Annotated in this window: 25 protein-coding genes; 23 read left to right on the top strand and 2 right to left on the bottom strand. The window is 29.1% G+C overall.

Annotation, left to right across the window (positions count from 1 at the left end):
- Nucleotides 1–19: 19 nt before the first annotated feature.
- Nucleotides 20–1,186, bottom strand: a complete 1,167-nt coding sequence (tsgA, locus tag G4A98_02670) for an MFS transporter TsgA (GenBank protein QIQ42094.1) — start codon at nt 1,184–1,186, stop codon at nt 20–22.
- A gap of 1,049 nt (nt 1,187–2,235) precedes the next feature.
- On the bottom strand, nt 2,236–2,514 hold the full coding sequence (locus G4A98_02665; GenBank protein ID QIQ42093.1) for a hypothetical protein: 279 nt from the start codon (nt 2,512–2,514) through the stop codon (nt 2,236–2,238).
- A 606-nt stretch (nt 2,515–3,120) separates the two neighbouring features.
- Here G4A98_02665 and fkpA point away from each other — a divergent pair.
- The 23 genes from fkpA (at nt 3,121) to rpsN (ending at nt 16,537) form a co-directional block, all read left to right on the top strand.
- Complete coding sequence (gene fkpA, locus G4A98_02660) at nt 3,121–3,885, top strand: FKBP-type peptidyl-prolyl cis-trans isomerase (GenBank protein ID QIQ42092.1); 765 nt, start codon at nt 3,121–3,123, stop codon at nt 3,883–3,885.
- 84 nt (nt 3,886–3,969) lie between these two features.
- Nucleotides 3,970–4,356 (top strand): sulfurtransferase complex subunit TusD, encoded by a 387-nt coding sequence (gene tusD / locus G4A98_02655; GenBank protein QIQ42091.1) that lies wholly within the window; start codon nt 3,970–3,972, stop codon nt 4,354–4,356.
- An 18-nt stretch (nt 4,357–4,374) separates the two neighbouring features.
- Complete coding sequence (tusC, locus tag G4A98_02650) at nt 4,375–4,731, top strand: sulfurtransferase complex subunit TusC (GenBank protein ID QIQ42090.1); 357 nt, start codon at nt 4,375–4,377, stop codon at nt 4,729–4,731.
- 11 nt (nt 4,732–4,742) lie between these two features.
- Complete coding sequence (gene tusB / locus G4A98_02645) at nt 4,743–5,030, top strand: sulfurtransferase complex subunit TusB (GenBank protein ID QIQ42089.1); 288 nt, start codon at nt 4,743–4,745, stop codon at nt 5,028–5,030.
- Nucleotides 5,031–5,156: 126 nt separating this feature from the next.
- A complete protein-coding gene (gene rpsL, locus G4A98_02640) occupies nt 5,157–5,531 on the top strand; it encodes a 30S ribosomal protein S12 (GenBank protein QIQ42088.1) in 375 nt (124 codons plus the stop codon).
- Nucleotides 5,532–5,573: 42 nt separating this feature from the next.
- Entirely contained in the window at nt 5,574–6,044 is a 471-nt protein-coding gene (gene rpsG, locus G4A98_02635; GenBank protein QIQ42087.1) for a 30S ribosomal protein S7, read from the top strand.
- Between the two features lie 107 nt (nt 6,045–6,151).
- A complete protein-coding gene (gene fusA / locus G4A98_02630; GenBank protein QIQ42086.1) occupies nt 6,152–8,260 on the top strand; it encodes an elongation factor G in 2,109 nt (702 codons plus the stop codon).
- Nucleotides 8,261–8,327: 67 nt separating this feature from the next.
- Entirely contained in the window at nt 8,328–9,512 is a 1,185-nt protein-coding gene (gene tuf, locus G4A98_02625; GenBank protein ID QIQ42085.1) for an elongation factor Tu, read from the top strand.
- 325 nt (nt 9,513–9,837) lie between these two features.
- Entirely contained in the window at nt 9,838–10,149 is a 312-nt protein-coding gene (rpsJ, locus tag G4A98_02620; protein ID QIQ42084.1) for a 30S ribosomal protein S10, read from the top strand.
- A gap of 30 nt (nt 10,150–10,179) precedes the next feature.
- On the top strand, nt 10,180–10,809 hold the full coding sequence (rplC, locus tag G4A98_02615; GenBank protein ID QIQ42083.1) for a 50S ribosomal protein L3: 630 nt from the start codon (nt 10,180–10,182) through the stop codon (nt 10,807–10,809).
- 17 nt (nt 10,810–10,826) lie between these two features.
- A complete protein-coding gene (gene rplD / locus G4A98_02610) occupies nt 10,827–11,432 on the top strand; it encodes a 50S ribosomal protein L4 (protein ID QIQ42082.1) in 606 nt (201 codons plus the stop codon).
- The gene (gene rplW, locus G4A98_02605) at nt 11,429–11,731 is read left to right on the top strand and encodes a 50S ribosomal protein L23 (GenBank protein ID QIQ42081.1); all 303 of its coding nucleotides are present in this window, start codon (nt 11,429–11,431) and stop codon (nt 11,729–11,731) included. Before rplD ends, rplW begins: the two co-directional genes overlap by 4 nt.
- Nucleotides 11,732–11,746: 15 nt before the next feature.
- Nucleotides 11,747–12,568 carry a 50S ribosomal protein L2 gene (gene rplB / locus G4A98_02600; protein QIQ42080.1) on the top strand — a complete coding sequence of 274 codons (822 nt, stop codon included), beginning with the start codon at nt 11,747–11,749 and terminating at the stop codon, nt 12,566–12,568.
- Between the two features lie 19 nt (nt 12,569–12,587).
- A complete protein-coding gene (rpsS, locus tag G4A98_02595; GenBank protein QIQ42079.1) occupies nt 12,588–12,866 on the top strand; it encodes a 30S ribosomal protein S19 in 279 nt (92 codons plus the stop codon).
- Nucleotides 12,867–12,892: 26 nt separating this feature from the next.
- Nucleotides 12,893–13,225, top strand: coding sequence for a 50S ribosomal protein L22 (gene rplV / locus G4A98_02590; protein ID QIQ42078.1), 333 nt, complete (start codon nt 12,893–12,895; stop codon nt 13,223–13,225).
- A gap of 18 nt (nt 13,226–13,243) precedes the next feature.
- On the top strand, nt 13,244–13,945 hold the full coding sequence (rpsC, locus tag G4A98_02585) for a 30S ribosomal protein S3 (protein ID QIQ42077.1): 702 nt from the start codon (nt 13,244–13,246) through the stop codon (nt 13,943–13,945).
- A gap of 16 nt (nt 13,946–13,961) precedes the next feature.
- Nucleotides 13,962–14,372 carry a 50S ribosomal protein L16 gene (gene rplP / locus G4A98_02580; protein ID QIQ42076.1) on the top strand — a complete coding sequence of 137 codons (411 nt, stop codon included), beginning with the start codon at nt 13,962–13,964 and terminating at the stop codon, nt 14,370–14,372.
- Nucleotides 14,372–14,569: a 50S ribosomal protein L29 gene (gene rpmC / locus G4A98_02575; GenBank protein ID QIQ42075.1), complete on the top strand. Its 198-nt coding sequence runs from the start codon at nt 14,372–14,374 to the stop codon at nt 14,567–14,569. Before rplP ends, rpmC begins: the two co-directional genes overlap by 1 nt.
- The gene (gene rpsQ / locus G4A98_02570; GenBank protein QIQ42179.1) at nt 14,566–14,820 is read left to right on the top strand and encodes a 30S ribosomal protein S17; all 255 of its coding nucleotides are present in this window, start codon (nt 14,566–14,568) and stop codon (nt 14,818–14,820) included. The genes rpmC and rpsQ overlap by 4 nt, the downstream gene beginning before the upstream one ends.
- Nucleotides 14,821–14,955: 135 nt before the next feature.
- Nucleotides 14,956–15,324 carry a 50S ribosomal protein L14 gene (gene rplN / locus G4A98_02565; protein QIQ42074.1) on the top strand — a complete coding sequence of 123 codons (369 nt, stop codon included), beginning with the start codon at nt 14,956–14,958 and terminating at the stop codon, nt 15,322–15,324.
- Nucleotides 15,325–15,349: 25 nt separating this feature from the next.
- A complete protein-coding gene (rplX, locus tag G4A98_02560) occupies nt 15,350–15,661 on the top strand; it encodes a 50S ribosomal protein L24 (GenBank protein QIQ42073.1) in 312 nt (103 codons plus the stop codon).
- 17 nt (nt 15,662–15,678) lie between these two features.
- A complete protein-coding gene (gene rplE, locus G4A98_02555) occupies nt 15,679–16,218 on the top strand; it encodes a 50S ribosomal protein L5 (GenBank protein QIQ42072.1) in 540 nt (179 codons plus the stop codon).
- Between the two features lie 13 nt (nt 16,219–16,231).
- Complete coding sequence (gene rpsN, locus G4A98_02550) at nt 16,232–16,537, top strand: 30S ribosomal protein S14 (GenBank protein ID QIQ42071.1); 306 nt, start codon at nt 16,232–16,234, stop codon at nt 16,535–16,537.
- Nucleotides 16,538–16,545: the final 8 nt, after the last annotated feature.

The following is a 16,545-nucleotide window of genomic DNA, read 5'->3' as shown; positions in this document are numbered from 1 at the left end:
TTGTTATATATAAAGCATGTTATTTAATATTTTGATATTTTTTATTAAAATAAATTAAAATAGACAAAAAAAATACTGTCGCATATAATATGTTTGAACTAATCAAAGTCATGTATAATCCTTTTACTTCTACTATAGGACTAGTTACAATAAATGTAAGTAAAGTTCCAATTGTACCAAATAATAAAATTAAGTTTATTAATTTTGGGGAAGGTTTTTTTGTCTGTAATGATGCTAATGTTATAATTATAGTATAAATAGCACTAGAGAAAAATCCTAAACCAATAATTATATATTGTTGATTTAAAAAAATTGTACTATGAATAAAGAAATACATAAGTATAGTAGAAATGCTGGTAAGAAAGATAAACATACGATATAAGTTAAAAAACTTAATTATCAAACTAAAAAACCACATTCCAATCATGTAAGACATCCAAAAACTGCTCACTAAACTACCAGTTTTTTTTATATCAATATTCATGATTTTAGCAGCATATTGCGGCACCCAAGAAATAAAACTTAATTGTCCTAAGATATAGAATAATGCTGAAATTGATAATAACAGTACATTAAAGTTCCACTTTTCTTTTATTTCTTTAATATTTTTTATGTCACGTTTAAAGTTTATAAAATTTATATTTATTGTTAGAAAAAAAATTAACAAATAGATGATTCCTATACATACATAAGTCCAATACCAAGTAATTTTTTTTTCTAAAAGATAAGCGGTAATGATCGGAAATATCATTCCAGACATACTAAAAAAAGAATCAGTTAATAGCAATTGAGAACCTCTTTTTGATCCTGAGTATAAATGAGTAATAATAAATGTACCAATTGACATAGTAATTCCACTTACTAAACCCAGTATGAACATATTTATTGAAAACAAAAATATACTATTACAGAAAACTATACCGATGATAGCTATAATAGTCAGTATAAATCCAAATATTAGCTGTTTTTTTAGGGATACAATTTCTATTAGCCAAGAATTTATAAAAATTGATATTAATATTCCTGCATTTAAAAAAGTAAATGTATTACTCATCTGAGATATAGATAAACGAAAATAATCAGCAATATTACCCATAATCATGCCAGTGACAACAACTAGCGCTCCGGTAAATGCATATGATAAAAAACTGATCCATGTTAGTCCCATTCGATTAATATCTTTCATATTTGATGACCTTTTCTCTGAATTTTTGATACAAACAGAATTGAATACATTATATTTTTTTGTAATTTTTTAATATATTGTAGGATGCTATGTAATAATTAAATTTATATATATGCTATATAAAATAGTATTTTATTTTCTTGAATCTTTAATAAAAAATAATGAATGTTTTAAATTTGATCAATAAAGAAGTTTAATTTTAACAAAATATAATGTATATTTTATTTGTAAGTTCTGTATGTATTTTAGAATTTTTATTCTTTTTTTTTAAATTAAGTTTCTATGAGTTTGCGATAGTAATAAATATATTTTAGGAAATTTCATAATATCAAAAAAAACTTTAATTACACGAGATACTTTCGATAAGTTTATTTTACTTATTCATCATCTAATTTCTTTTATTCCTATAATAGGAAAAGGTAGTCGTATTTCGGATTAAACAGGAAAAGAATATATTGATTTTTCTGTAGGAATTAGAGTTATATCATAAGAACATTGTTATTCTTTATTAAATAAAACTTTAAAAAATAAAAGTAAAATTTTCTAGCATGTTAGTAATATTTTTACTAATAAAACAGATCTTAGATGAGCTGAAACATTAGTATCTTCTAGATTTTCATTTACGAGGATTTTTTGCAAATTCTAGTTCGAAAGCTAACGAAGTTGCTTTTAAGTTAGCATATTATTATTCAGATAAAACATATAATTTTGAAAGAAAATAGCATTATTTTTTTATAACTCATTCCATAGATGTACATTTTTTACTGTTTCTATTAGTGAAAAATCAAAAATATTCTGATAATTTTGGTTTAAAACTTTAGGAATAATACATGCTTAATTTAATAATACTAACACTGTAAAAAATATAATTAATAACCATACATGTGTAGTAGTTTTGGCGCGGATTTAAGGGAGAGAGGAATAATACTAGCAATTGTTACTTTTATAAGAAAATTAAGAGAGTTATGTAATCAATATAATGCACTTTTAATTTTTGATAAAATATAAACTAAAATGGGTAAAACTAAAAAATTGTTTTGTTATTAATATTATAGTGTTACTCCAGATATTTTGACTCTTGAAAAGTTTTTAGGTACAGATCTTTCGATCAATTCCATATTAACTACAAATAAATTTTTATCAGTAATAAAGCTTTGGAATACATGACACACTACATATAGTGGAAATACTGTTGCTGTTGCAGTAGCAGAATTTGTTATTGATATTATTAATACTAAAAAATTTTTTTCGGGAATTATCAAAAAATATAAAAGAATAATGTCTAAATTAAATATTATTAACAAACGTTTAAAATGATTTGTAGACATAAAAGGAGTTAAGGATTATTAATCGGCATACTATTACAATTAAATTTTTCTTATAAAATATATAAAATATTCAATTTTATATTTTGAGAAGGTATTATTTTTCTTACAACTAGTGATAATGTAATTTGTTTGGCACCTTCATTAATTATTAGAGAATGTGAGATTATTGAAAGTATTAAATATTTTTATCATACTCTAGCAAAATGTTTCTTAATAAGAATTAGTGTTTATTTTTTATAACAATTAAGAGTGCTGTTATAATTAAATGTCTACGTGGTTATACTTTGTAATATAATTAATATATTTTTTTTCATTTTTAATAAAATTAAATTATACTTAATTTTATATTGTTTTTTCTGTAAATTTTATCTTTTACTTATTATTATTTTAATAAATAAAATACTTTTTTATTTCTATAGTTTTAACTGAAAAATTTTTTTAAGAAAATTAAGAAAGTAACAATAAAATATATTAATTTAATTTTTTTAAGCGGAAAATTTGTCTATTTTAAAGAAAATTATTTAAAATATATTAAAAAAAACATATACTGCATAAAAATATATCGATAATAAAATATGTAATATTTTATGTTTTTTGGAGTTATTAATGATTTTTTTTCTTCTAAAAAAAATAATATTAATTTGTTTAATATTATACGTTCCAAAGTCGTTTTCAATATCAGAACCTGTACCTGATATCTATTTCCAATCTTCTTCAAAAATAAATAATACATTGCACAACCAAAATGAAAAATTAGGTTATGCTTTAGGTGTTTCATTAGGTAATTATGTGAATCAATCTTTTGAAAAACAAAAAAAATTGGGTATTAAATTAGATAAAAATAGTCTTTTAAAAGGAATAGAAGATGCTATTTCTGGTAATTTAAAACTTTCACATCAAGAAATCTTTTCAATTCTCAAGAAGTTCGAAGAAAAATTAAAAAATGCAAATAAAGTTGAATTTAAAAAAAATGCAAAAGAAAACTTCATTCAAGGCGAACTTTATATGAAAAATTTTTCTAAAATGAAGGATGTCAAGAAAACCTCTAGTGGTCTCTTATATTTTATAGAAAGAGAAGGAGAGGGCGAGATATTGACAAATGATGCAAAAATTACTGTGCATTATAAAGGTACACTAATTAATGGAATAGAATTTGATAATTCTTATAGCAGAGGGAAACCTATATCATTGATGTTAAAAGATGTTATATTAGGTTGGCAAGAAGGTTTAAAATATATAAAAAAAGGCGGTAAAATAAAATTAGTAATACCACCTAATTTGGCATATGGAGAAAAAGAAGTTAATGGAATTCCAAAAAACTCTACTTTAATTTTTGACATAGAATTATTAGATGTAGTTAATACACTATAGTATACTATCATCTTGATTTTCAATTTTTACAATCTGATGTAATTAAATATTATTCTACAAGTATTTTGGTATAAAATTTTAAATATGAATTATACGATATTAGTAACAGGCGCTGCCTATGGAACACAAAATTCTAGCACTGCTTTTTTATTTTGTAAGTCTTTATTAAAAACAAAACATACATTACACAGTATATTCTTTTATTGTGATGGAGTCCTTAATGCTAATAGTATGACTCAACCGGCAACTGATGAATTCAACTTAATTAAAGCATGGCAGGGATTAAACAAAAAACATAAAGTAAAATTATATGTTTGTTATAGTGCTGCTTTAAGAAGAGGTGTTATAGAAGATGAAAAAATATTAAATATGCATGTTAAAAAAGGTAATCTAGCGTTTTTCTTTGAATTAAGTGGTTTAGTAGAACTAGCTAATTCTATAAAAATATGTGATCGAATAATACAATTTTAATTTGGTATATTTATTATAATGAAAATGCTTGCTTTTGTTTTTTCCCATGCTCCACATGGAACTAGTTTTGGTAGAGAAGGATTAGATGCTATTTTTAGCATTTCATCAATTTTTAAAAAGATAAGTTTGTTTTTTATTGGTGATGGTGTTTTACAGTTAATTAATAGTCATCAATCAGAAAATATTTTATCTCGCAATTATACATCTTCTTTTTCTATACTATCTTTTTATAATATAAAAGACTTCTATTGTTGTAAAGCATCATTAATTGAACGAGGATTAAGCAATAACAATTTTATATTAAATATAAATATATTAGATTCATATATGTTACGTTCAAAATTAGATAATTATGATGCAATTATGAATTTTTAAGGTTTATGAATATGTTACATACTTTAATGAAATCTCCTTTTGAAACTAATATTTCTCTTCTTATTAGTATGTTAAAAAAATCAGATGATTTTTTAGCACTTCAAGATGGTGTACTGATTGGATTAAAAGATAATATTTTTTTAAAAAGTATTATTATTTCTTCAGTAAAATTATATCTTATAAAAGAAGATGTTTATGCACGGGGGATTCATAAAAACATCTCTAAAAAATTTGTTTTAATAAGCTATATTCATTTCGTTTCATTAACACTTAAACATAAGAAACAAATGACTTGGTAAAAAATTCTGAGTTATTTTAATTTAAATATCCAATCCTAAAATTCTTCATGATAATAGAAAATATTTTTTATTTATATTATTTTGATATTTTTTCAGAAAATCAATTGAAATAATAGGAGTTTTTTTATGGCCACAGTAAATCAATTGGTCCGCAAACCTCGTGTACGAAAAGTTATTAAAAGTAATGTTCCCGCATTAGGAAAGAGTCCTCAAAAAAGAGGTGTGTGTATTAGAGTTTATACTACAACACCTAAAAAACCTAATTCAGCTTTACGTAAAGTATGTCGTGTAAGATTGACTAATGGTTTTGAAGTAACTGCTTACATTGGAGGTGAAGGTCATAATTTACAAGAACATTCTGTTATTTTAATACGAGGAGGTCGTGTGAAAGATTTACCTGGAGTGCGATATCATGTTGTTAGAGGATCACTCGATTGTGCTGGTGTTAAAGAACGTAAACAGGGTCGTTCTAAATACGGCGTAAAGAAAGTAAAAGTATAAAAAAATATTATTTATATATTGTTCATTTAATAGGAGTTTTCTATGCCACGTCGTCGTATTATCAGTACTCGAAAAATTTTACCAGATCCAAAATTTTCTTCAGAATTACTAGCTAAATTTATTAATATTCTTATGGTAAATGGTAAAAAATCTATTGCTGAAGTGATTGTTTATACTGCCTTAAAAAATTTATCTAAACGTACAGATAAAAAAGAACTAGAGGCATTTGAAATAGCTTTAGAACATGTACGTCCAACAGTAGAAGTAAAATCTCGTCGAGTTGGCGGCTCAACATATCAAGTACCTGTTGAAGTGCGTCCAGTACGTCGTAATGCTTTAGCTATGCGTTGGATCGTAGAATCTGCACGCAAGCGTGCTGATAAATCTATGTCTTTGCGTTTGTCTAATGAACTTTACGATGCTTTAGAAAATAAAGGTACAGCAGTTAAGAAAAGAGAAGAAGTTCATCGTATGGCAGAAGCTAATAAAGCTTTTGCTCATTATCGTTGGTAAAATTATTAAAGTATTTTTTGCATTACTTATAAATTATATTGAGGCAATTATCTCAATTCGGCTGATGAGGTCCAATTTTTCAAAACCTAAAAAATGAGAGAAAGATAATGTCTCGTACAACACCTATTTCTCGATATCGTAATATTGGAATTAGTGCACATATAGATGCAGGTAAAACAACTACCACCGAAAGAATTTTATTTTATACAGGAATTAATCATAAAATTGGCGAAGTTCATGATGGTGCAGCTACTATGGATTGGATGGAACAAGAACAAGAAAGAGGAATTACTATTACATCAGCTGCTACTACCACATTTTGGAGTGGGATGGCTAAACAATTTAAACCACATAGAATTAATATTATTGATACACCTGGACACGTGGATTTTACTATTGAAGTAGAGCGTTCTATGCGTGTTTTAGACGGTGCTGTTATGGTTTATTGTGCAGTTGGAGGCGTCCAACCGCAATCAGAAACTGTATGGCGTCAAGCAAATAAATATAACGTTCCTCGTATAGCATTTATAAATAAAATGGATCGTATGGGTGCGAATTTTTTAAAAGTAGTAAAACAAATTAAAACACGCTTAGGTGCTAACCCTGTTCCTTTACAGTTAGCTATTGGATCAGAAGATACTTTTGTTGGTGTTGTTGATTTAATTAAAATGAAAGCTGTTCATTGGAAAGAATCTGATCAAGGTTTGACATTTATTTATAATGAAATTCCCAAAGATATGATTGAATTGTCAAAAAAATGGAATCAAAATTTAATTGAGTCTGCCGTGGAATCTAATGAAGATCTTTTAGAAAAATATTTAAATGGAGTTCAGCTATCTGAAAGTGAAATTAAATCTGCATTGCGGAAACGTGCTTTAAATAGTGAAATCATACTTATTACTTGTGGATCAGCCTTTAAAAATAAAGGAGTGCAAGCTTTATTAGATGCAGTAATTGAATATTTGCCTGCTCCTAATGATGTTCAAGATATTAAAGGTGTCTTAAACAATAGTGAACACACTATAGCTATAAGACATTCAGATGACGAAGCTCCTTTTTCTGCTTTAGCTTTTAAAATTGCTAATGATCCATTTGTAGGAAATTTAACATTTTTTCGTGTGTATTCAGGAGTAGTCAAGTCTGGAGATACTGTATTTAATTCTGTAAAGTCTCAGCGAGAAAGATTTGGTAGAATTGTTCAAATGCATGCTAATAAAAGAGAAGAGATAAAAGAAGTACATGCAGGTGACATAGCAGCTGCTATTGGTTTGAAAGATGTTACTACTGGTGATACCTTATGTGATTTAAATCAACCAATTATATTAGAACGTATGGAGTTTCCTGAACCAGTAATATCTATTTCTGTAGAACCTAGAACTAAAGCTGATCAAGAAAAAATGGGTTTAGCATTAGGTCGATTAGCAAAAGAAGATCCTTCTTTTCGAGTACGAACTGATCAAGAATCTAATCAAACAATCATTTCTGGAATGGGTGAATTACATTTAGAAATTATTATTGATCGTATGAAACGAGAGTTTAGTGTTGATGCTAACATTGGAAAACCACAAGTTGCATATCGTGAAACTATTCTCAATAAAGTTGAGGATATTGAAGGTAAACATATTAAACAATCGGGGGGAAGGGGTCAGTATGGTCATGTTGTTATAGAATTATTTCCACTAGAACCAGGAGGAAAAGGATATTCATTTATTAATGATATTAAAGGAGGAGTTATACCTAGTGAATACATTTCAGCAGTTGATAAAGGAATTCAAGAACAATTGAAATGTGGCCCATTATCTGGTTATCCTGTAGTTGATATTGGGGTACGTCTTTATTTTGGTTCTTATCATGATGTTGATTCATCTGAATTAGCTTTTAAGTTAGCCGCTTCTATCGCATTTAAAACTGGTTTTAAAAAAGCAAAACCGATTTTACTAGAACCAATTATGAAAGTTGAAGTAGAAACACCAGATGACTATATGGGAGATGTTATAGGTGATTTAAATCGTCGTAGAGGTATTATTGAAGGGATGAAAGATTTGTCTGTTAGTAAAATTATTAACGCGTGTGTTCCTTTATCTGAAATGTTTGGTTATGCTACTGATTTACGCTCTCAAACTCAAGGAAGAGCTTCTTATTCTATGGAGTTCTTGAAATATGTAGAAGCTCCATCTAATATTTCTAAAGATATTATTGAAAGAAGAGAAAAGTAGAAGTTTTCTTATATAATGTATACAATATTTTTATTTGTAATAAATGTTTTAATATAAGGTAAACAGAATGTCTAAAGAAAGATTTCAACGTTTAAAACCTCACATAAACGTAGGTACAATCGGTCATGTAGATCATGGAAAAACAACGTTAACTGCAGCTATTACAACTGTTTTATCTAAAAAATTCGGTGGTTCTGCACGTGCTTTTGATCAAATCGATAATGCACCAGAAGAAAAAGCAAGAGGTATTACTATTAATACCTCTCATGTAGAATATGATACTGAGTTCAGACACTATGCTCATGTAGATTGTCCAGGACATGCTGATTATATAAAAAATATGATTACTGGTGCAGCGCAAATGGATGGTGCAATTTTAGTTGTTGCAGCAACTGATGGACCAATGCCCCAAACTCGTGAACATATTTTACTTGGAAGACAAGTAGGTGTACCGTATATTATTGTTTTTCTCAATAAGTGTGATATGGTAGATGATGACGAACTACTAGAACTAGTAGAAATGGAAGTTCGTGACTTATTAACACAATATGATTTTCCTGGAGATGACACTCCTATAATTCGTGGTTCAGCTCTTAAAGCATTAGAAGGTGTTCCTGAATGGGAGTCAAAAATAATTGATTTATCTAAATTTTTAGATAGTTATATTCCTGAACCAAAACGAGCAGTAGATCAACCTTTTTTATTACCAATAGAAGATGTTTTTTCTATATCAGGAAGAGGTACAGTTGTCACTGGACGAGTAGAAAAAGGTGTGATTAAAGTGGGTGAAGAAGTTGAAATTGTAGGAATAAAAAAAACAACTAAAACCACTTGTACAGGTGTAGAAATGTTTAGAAAGTTATTAGATGAAGGTCGTGCTGGAGAAAACGTAGGCGTTTTGCTTCGCGGTACAAAGCGTGATGAAATTGAAAGAGGTCAAGTTTTAGCTAAACCAGGTAGTATTCATCCACATACAACATTTGAGTCTGAAGTTTATGTTCTATCCAAAGAAGAAGGTGGGCGTCATACTCCATTTTTTAAAGGATATCGTCCTCAGTTTTATTTTAGAACTACTGATGTAACAGGTTCCATTGAATTACCTGAAGGCATTGAAATGGTTATGCCAGGAGACAATATAAAAATGACTGTTACTTTAATTAATCCTATTGCAATGACTGATGGATTACGATTTGCTATACGTGAAGGTGGTCGTACTGTGGGAGCTGGTGTAGTATCTAAAGTTTTACTTTAAGATTTTATATTTAAAATATTTTTATATTGATATTTAGTTGAATTTATTAAGAAAAGAGTATAAAATGCTCTTTTCTTGATTATTGTTATTTATATCTCATAAAGAAAATACTATTTTTTCTAATATAATTATCAATTAAAAATTAATTTTTTATATTATAAAAAAATTATATAAATCAATACCGTAAATGTATTAAAATACTTTAAAAAAATACTCCTGATATAGGAGTTATATAGTAATAATTAATTATATCTACTTTCGAATAATATATATTTATTCAAAGCAGATCAAATTTTCATTTGTAAATAATTGGAGTTCTGGTCTGATGCAGAACCAAAGAATTCGTATTCGTTTAAAAGCCTTTGATCATAGATTAATTGATCAATCAACAACAGAAATTGTTGAAACAGCAAAAAGAACTGGTGCACAAGTACGTGGACCAATTCCTCTTCCAACTCGTAAAGAACGTTTTACTATTTTAGTTTCTCCACATGTAAACAAGGATGCACGTGATCAGTATGAAATGCGTACACATAAACGTTTAATTGATATAGTAGAACCTACTGAAAAAACTGTTGATGCACTAATGCGGTTAGATCTAGCTGCCGGAGTAGATGTGCAAATTAGTTTAGGTTAATCAGATAAACATGATTAGGGTATTGAATAAATGATTGGTTTAGTTGGTAAAAAAATAGGAATGACTCGTATTTTCACGAAAGAAGGTTCTTCAGTTCCTGTTACAGTAATTGAACTAAAAGAAAATCGAATTACACAAGTAAAAAATATCAATACTGATTGTTATTGTGCTATTCAAGTAACAACTGGTGCAAAAAAAACGAATAGATTAACAAAACCACAAGCAGGACATTTTTTAAAATCTGGTGTTATTCCTGGTCGTGGTTTATGGGAATTTAGAATTAATAGAGATAAAACTTTTCAAGTTGGACAAAGTATTACAATGAATGTTTTTAATAATGTAAAAAAAGTGGATGTTACAGGTATTTCTAAAGGAAAAGGTTTTTGTGGTACAGTAAAACGTTGGAACTTTCATACTCAAGATGCTACACATGGAAACTCTTTGTCTCATAGAGTTCCTGGTTCTATTGGTCAGAATCAAACTCCGGGTAGAGTATTTAAAGGTAAAAAAATGGCAGGTCAACTAGGAAACAATCGTGTTACTGTGCAAAGTTTAAACATAGTACATATCGATGAACAGAAAAATCTTCTTTTGGTAAAAGGTGCTGTTCCCGGTGCTATTGGTAGTGATCTTATCGTTAAACCAGCTATTAAGGTGTAAGCAGTGAGGAGTAAAGCATGGAATTAGTAGTTAAAGACGGACAAAGTGTTATTAGTGTTTCTGAGGTTATCTTTTCTCGTGATTTCAATGAAGCTCTAATTCATCAAGTCGTTATTGCTTATTCAGCATCTACTCGTCAAGGTACGAGAGCGCAAAAAAGTCGTGCTGAGGTTTCTGGATCAGGTAGAAAACCATGGCGTCAAAAAGGTACAGGTCGTGCACGAGCAGGATCATTTAGAAGTCCAATTTGGCGGTCAGGTGGTGTTACATTTGCTGCGAAACCGCAAGAATATAGTCAGAAAGTTAATAAAAAGATGTATCGTGGTGCATTAAAAAGCATTTTTTCTGAATTAATACGTCAAAAAAGATTAATAGTTTTTAAAAATTTTTCATTAGATTTACCTAAAACAAAACTTTTAGTTCAGAAATTACAAGATATCAATTTAAAAAATGTCCTAATTATTACTAATAAAATAGATAATAATTTATTTCTTGCATCTAGAAATCTATATTCAGTTGATGTGAAAGATGTTCATTCTATAGATCCTGTTAGTTTGATTGCTTTTGAGCATGTTATTATTACTGTTGAAGCAGTGAAAAAAATAGAGGAAATACTTTCATGATTTCTGAAGAACGTTTGCTAAAAATATTACTTTCTCCACATGTATCTGAAAAATCATCGATATCTATAGAAAAATTTAATACCGTTGTTCTAAAAGTTTTAAATAACGCTACGAAATATGAAATTAAATGTGCAGTAAAAAAAATATTTAATGTGGAAGTTGATAGTATAAAAACATTAAAAGTTAAAGGGAAAAAAAAACGTCAATCTAATCGTATTATTCAAAGAAGTAACTGGAAGAAAGCGTATATTAAAGTTAAAAAAGGGTATAATTTAGATTTCATAGGCAATACAGAGTAGTCGGAGGACAAAACAATGGCAATTGTTAAATGCAAACCGACATCTCCGGGTCGTCGCCACGTTATTAAAGTTGTTCATACAGAATTATATAAAGGAAAACCATATTCTTTATTACTAAGAAAAAAAAGTAAAAGCGGAGGACGTAATAATAATGGTAGGATTACAACTCGTCATATCGGTGGCGGACATAAAAGAGCGTATCGTATTATAGATTTTAAAAGAAATAAAGATGGTATCGAAGCTACTGTAGAAAGATTAGAATATGATCCTAATCGTTCTTCTAACATTGCTTTAATATTGTATAAGGATGGTGAAAGAAACTATATTTTAGCTCCCAAACATTTAAAGATAGGAGAAACTATAATATCTGGTGTACATTCTCCTATTAAAGTAGGAAATTCTTTGCCACTTAAAAATATTCCAGTAGGTACATTTATTCATAATGTAGAAATGAGGCCTGGAAAAGGTGGTCAAATAGCTCGTTCTGCAGGAAGTTATGTGCAACTAGTAGCATTTGATGAAGAATATGCTACTTTAAGATTACGCTCTGGTGAAATGAGAAAAACTAAATCTGATTGCAGAGCTACTATTGGTGAAGTAGGTAATGCCGAACATATGTTAAAAGTTTTAGGAAAAGCGGGAGCTTCTCGTTGGATAGGTATACGTCCTACTGTACGTGGTACAGCTATGAATCCTGTCGATCATCCTCATGGTGGTGGTGAAGGAAAAAATTTTGGTAAGCATCCAGTTACTCCATGGGGAATTCAGACAAAAGGTAAAAAAACTCGTAAAAATAAACGTACTGAAAAATTTATTTTACGTCATCGTAGAAAATAATTATTGTAAGGATCATTTTATGCCACGTTCTCTTAAGAAAGGTCCTTTTATCGATGCAAGTTTGTTGAACAAAGTAGAAAAATCAGTAAAATTAAATGATAAAAAACCTATTAAAACATGGTCAAGACGTTCAACAATCTTTCCAAATATGGTAGGTTTAACAATATCTATTCATAATGGTCGTAATCATATTCCTGTTTTTATTACTGAAGAAATGGTTGGACATAAACTAGGTGAGTTTTCTTTAACTCGTACTTACAGAGGGCATACTGCTGATAAAAAAGTAAAAAAACGATAATTTAAAAAAATATAAAAGAGGAGTACATGGAAACTTTAGCTCAACATCGTCAAGCACGTTCTTCAGCTCAAAAAGTTCGTTTAATTGTAGATTTAATTCGTGGAAAAAAAGTTCCACAAGCATTAAACATTTTAACTTATACTAATAAAAAAGCTGCGATTTTAGTAAAAAAAGTTCTTGAATCAGCTATAGCAAATGCAGAACATAATGATGGTGTCGATATAGATAAATTAAGAATTAAAAAAATATTTGTTAATGAAGGTTCAACAATGAAAAGAATGATGCCACGTGCTAAAGGACGTGCAGATCGTATTTTAAAACGTACTAGTCACATTACTGTCGTTGTGTCTGATCGTTAACATTGAGGAGAATCAGTGATGGGTCAGAAAGTACATCCTAATGGTATGCGATTGGGTATAATAAAAAAATGGAATTCTGTTTGGTTTGCTAATACTAAAGATTTTGCTGATCATCTAGATAGTGATCATAAAGTTCGTCAATTTTTAATGAAAAAACTAGAAAAAGCATCTATTTCTCGAATTATTATTGAAAGACCAGCTAAAAGTATTCGAATTACAATTTATACTGCTAGACCTGGTATTGTTATTGGTAAAAAAGGTGAAGACGTAGAAAAATTAAGAGTAGCTATTGCTCAAATTACTAGTGTACCAGTTCAAATTAATATTTCTGAAGTACGTAAACCTGAATTAGATGCTAAACTTGTTTCTGATAGTATTACTTCTCAGTTAGAACGAAGAGTTATGTTTCGACGTGCTATGAAAAGATCAGTTCAAAATGCAATGAGACAAGGTGCTAAAGGTATTAAAGTTGAAGTTAGCGGACGTTTAGGAGGAGCTGAAATAGCTCGTAGAGAATGGTATAGGGAAGGAAGAGTTCCTTTACATACTTTACGCGCAGAGATTGATTATAGTGTTTCAGAGGCTCACACAACATATGGTGTTATAGGTGTTAAAGTATGGATTTTTAAAGGTGAAATATTAGGTGGTATGGCAACCGTTGAAAGATTAGAAAAACCTGCTGTTCAAATAAAAAAGCAATATCGTAAAAATAGAAAGTAATAGAGAGAAGCTTATAATGTTACAACCAAAACGTACTAAATTTCGCAAAATGCATAAAGGACGAAATCGTGGTTTAGCTTCTGGTACTGATATTAATTTTGGTTCTTTTGGTTTGCAGGCTATTGATAGAGGACGTTTAACTGCTCGTCAAATTGAATCTGCACGAAGAGCTATAACTCGTTGTATTAAAAGACAAGGAAAAATGTGGATACGTGTATTTCCTGATAAACCTATAACTCAAAAACCATTAGAAGTAAGAATGGGTAAAGGGAAAGGTAATGTGGAATATTGGGTCGCTCTAGTACAACCTGGTAAAATTCTTTATGAATTAGATGGGGTTACTGAAGAAGAATCTCGTGAAGCATTTAAGCTAGCAGCAGCAAAGTTGCCAATTAAAACTACTTTTGTAACTAAGATGGTGACGTGATGAAGGAAATAGTAGAATTTAGAAAAAAAAATAAAAAAGATCTTTACATTGAACTTTTACAATTATTGCGAGAACAATTTAATCTTCGTATGCAATCTGTTTCTGGAAAGTTAAAACAGCCTCATTTACTACGAACAGTGCGACGAAATATTGCACAAGTAAAGACTTTGTTAGATGAAAAGGAAAAAGTAAAATAATGGAAAAAATTCGAACTTTACAGGGTCGTGTAATAAGTAATAAGATGCAAAAATCTGCTGTTGTAGCAATTGAACGTTTTGTCAAACATATTATTTACGGAAAATTTATAAAACGTACTACAAAATTACATATTCATGATGAAAAAAATGAATGTACCGTAGGTGATTGGATAGAAATTCGGGAATCTCGTCCTATTTCTAAAACAAAATCTTGGATTTTAGTGCGTATTATTGAAAAAACAGTTTTTTAAAAAAACAAAAATATAAACAAATATAAGTCTGCTGATGTTTTCTGTTCATAAAATCTAAGTAGTGTTATAATAAAATTATTTTTAATTATTAGCTTGTTTATCTATTTTAATTAAAATAATTGGAGTGTTATAAATATGATTCAAGAACAAACTATTCTTCATGTAGCTGATAATTCTGGTGCACGATCTGCAATGTGTATCAAAGTTTTAGGTGGTTCGCGTCGTCGTTATGCAGGCATCGGTGATGTTATTAAAATTACAATTAAAGAAGCAATACCTAGGGGAAAAGTAAAAAAAGGAGAAGTTCTTAAAGCAGTAGTAGTGAGAACTAAAAAAGGAGTTAGACGATCTGATGGTTCTGTTATTCGATTTGATACGAATTCTTGTGTTGTACTAAACAATAATGAACAACCTATTGGAACTCGTATTTTTGGACCTGTTACTCGTGAATTAAGAACAGAAAAGTTTATGAAAATTATTTCGCTAGCTCCTGAAGTTCTTTAGTAATACAATCTAGAAGGAATAAAAAATGGCATCAAAATTGCGCCGGAATGATACAGTTATTATATTAACGGGAAAAGATAAAGGAAAAACAGGAACTATAAAAAATTTTTTATCTTTAAATAAAGTGATTATTAAGGGATTAAATTTAATTAAAAAACATCAAAAACCAGTTCCATCTCAAAACAAAAGTGGCGGTATTATAGAAAAAGAAGCACCTATTCACATATCAAACATTGCTATTTTGAATCCTGAATCTAATAAATCAGATCGTATTGGTTTTAGATTTGAAGAAGGAAAAAAAGTTCGGTTTTTTAAATCTAATAGTAAAACGATTTAATAGTTTGGAGTAATATGATGGCAACATTATATAATTATTATAAGTCAAAAGTCATCAAACAGCTTATGGTTAAACTAAATTACAGTTCTGTTATGCAAGTTCCTAAAATTGATAAAATAACCTTAAATATGGGTGTGGGTGCTGCTGCTTCTGATAAAAAAATTTTAGATAATGCTATTTTAGATTTAACAGCGATATCCGGACAAAAACCACTAATTACTAAAGCTCGTAAATCTGTTGCTGGTTTTAAAATTCGACAAGGTTATCCTATTGGATGCAAAGTTACACTACGTGGTCAGAAAAAATGGGATTTTTTTGAGCGTTTAATTATTATTGCTGTTCCGCGTATTCGTGATTTTCGTGGATTATCAAGCAATTCTTTTGATGGACAAGGAAATTATAGTTTTGGAATACGGGAGCAAATTATTTTTCCTGAAATTGATTATGATAAAATTGATCGAGTTCGTGGATTAGACGTAACAATAACTACTAGTGCTAAATCTGATCATGAAGCTCGTTTATTATTATCTGCTTTTAATTTTCCTTTTCGTAAGTAAAAAAGGCTATGCAATGGCTAAACAATCAATGAAAGCACGTGAAGTAAAACGTATAAAACTAGCTAATAAATTTTATACACAACGTAATGAACTAAAAAATATTATTTCTAACATGAATTTGACAGAGGAAGAACGTTGGAATGCAGTTCTTAAGCTGCAATCTTTTCCACGTGATTCCAGTCCATCGCGTCAGAGAAATAGATGTCGTCAAACAGGTCGTCCACACGCTTTTTTGCGTAAATTTGGATTGAGTCGTATCAAAGTCAGAGAAGCTGCTATGAAAGGTGAAATACCTGGTTTAAAAAAAGCAAGTTGGTAAAATACACT

The sequence above is a fragment of the Buchnera aphidicola (Microlophium carnosum) genome (genome assembly GCA_011752475.1).
In the GTDB taxonomy this organism is placed as follows: domain Bacteria; phylum Pseudomonadota; class Gammaproteobacteria; order Enterobacterales; family Enterobacteriaceae; genus Buchnera; species Buchnera aphidicola_BG.
The sequence above is the reverse complement of the archived record's forward strand: the minus strand, read 5'-3'. Positions and strand labels throughout refer to the sequence as shown.

Excerpts from the sequence above, each read along its gene's own strand:
- fkpA (QIQ42092.1), top strand. The coding sequence starts at position 3,121 with ATGATTTTTTTTCTTCTAAAAAAAATAATATTAATTTGTTTAATATTA.
- G4A98_02665 (QIQ42093.1), bottom strand. The coding sequence starts at position 2,514 with ATGTCTACAAATCATTTTAAACGTTTGTTAATAATATTTAATTTAGAC.
- rpmC (QIQ42075.1), top strand. The coding sequence starts at position 14,372 with ATGAAGGAAATAGTAGAATTTAGAAAAAAAAATAAAAAAGATCTTTAC.
- rplV (QIQ42078.1), top strand. The coding sequence starts at position 12,893 with ATGGAAACTTTAGCTCAACATCGTCAAGCACGTTCTTCAGCTCAAAAA.
- fusA (QIQ42086.1), top strand. The coding sequence starts at position 6,152 with ATGTCTCGTACAACACCTATTTCTCGATATCGTAATATTGGAATTAGT.
- tusB (QIQ42089.1), top strand. The coding sequence starts at position 4,743 with ATGTTACATACTTTAATGAAATCTCCTTTTGAAACTAATATTTCTCTT.
- rplN (QIQ42074.1), top strand. The coding sequence starts at position 14,956 with ATGATTCAAGAACAAACTATTCTTCATGTAGCTGATAATTCTGGTGCA.
- rpsL (QIQ42088.1), top strand. The coding sequence starts at position 5,157 with ATGGCCACAGTAAATCAATTGGTCCGCAAACCTCGTGTACGAAAAGTT.
- tusC (QIQ42090.1), top strand. The coding sequence starts at position 4,375 with ATGAAAATGCTTGCTTTTGTTTTTTCCCATGCTCCACATGGAACTAGT.
- rpsC (QIQ42077.1), top strand. The coding sequence starts at position 13,244 with ATGGGTCAGAAAGTACATCCTAATGGTATGCGATTGGGTATAATAAAA.
- tuf (QIQ42085.1), top strand. The coding sequence starts at position 8,328 with ATGTCTAAAGAAAGATTTCAACGTTTAAAACCTCACATAAACGTAGGT.
- rplW (QIQ42081.1), top strand. The coding sequence starts at position 11,429 with ATGATTTCTGAAGAACGTTTGCTAAAAATATTACTTTCTCCACATGTA.
- tusD (QIQ42091.1), top strand. The coding sequence starts at position 3,970 with ATGAATTATACGATATTAGTAACAGGCGCTGCCTATGGAACACAAAAT.
- rplC (QIQ42083.1), top strand. The coding sequence starts at position 10,180 with ATGATTGGTTTAGTTGGTAAAAAAATAGGAATGACTCGTATTTTCACG.
- rpsN (QIQ42071.1), top strand. The coding sequence starts at position 16,232 with ATGGCTAAACAATCAATGAAAGCACGTGAAGTAAAACGTATAAAACTA.
- rplP (QIQ42076.1), top strand. The coding sequence starts at position 13,962 with ATGTTACAACCAAAACGTACTAAATTTCGCAAAATGCATAAAGGACGA.
- rplE (QIQ42072.1), top strand. The coding sequence starts at position 15,679 with ATGGCAACATTATATAATTATTATAAGTCAAAAGTCATCAAACAGCTT.
- rpsS (QIQ42079.1), top strand. The coding sequence starts at position 12,588 with ATGCCACGTTCTCTTAAGAAAGGTCCTTTTATCGATGCAAGTTTGTTG.
- rplB (QIQ42080.1), top strand. The coding sequence starts at position 11,747 with ATGGCAATTGTTAAATGCAAACCGACATCTCCGGGTCGTCGCCACGTT.
- rpsG (QIQ42087.1), top strand. The coding sequence starts at position 5,574 with ATGCCACGTCGTCGTATTATCAGTACTCGAAAAATTTTACCAGATCCA.
- rpsJ (QIQ42084.1), top strand. The coding sequence starts at position 9,838 with ATGCAGAACCAAAGAATTCGTATTCGTTTAAAAGCCTTTGATCATAGA.
- rplD (QIQ42082.1), top strand. The coding sequence starts at position 10,827 with ATGGAATTAGTAGTTAAAGACGGACAAAGTGTTATTAGTGTTTCTGAG.
- tsgA (QIQ42094.1), bottom strand. The coding sequence starts at position 1,186 with ATGAAAGATATTAATCGAATGGGACTAACATGGATCAGTTTTTTATCA.
- rplX (QIQ42073.1), top strand. The coding sequence starts at position 15,350 with ATGGCATCAAAATTGCGCCGGAATGATACAGTTATTATATTAACGGGA.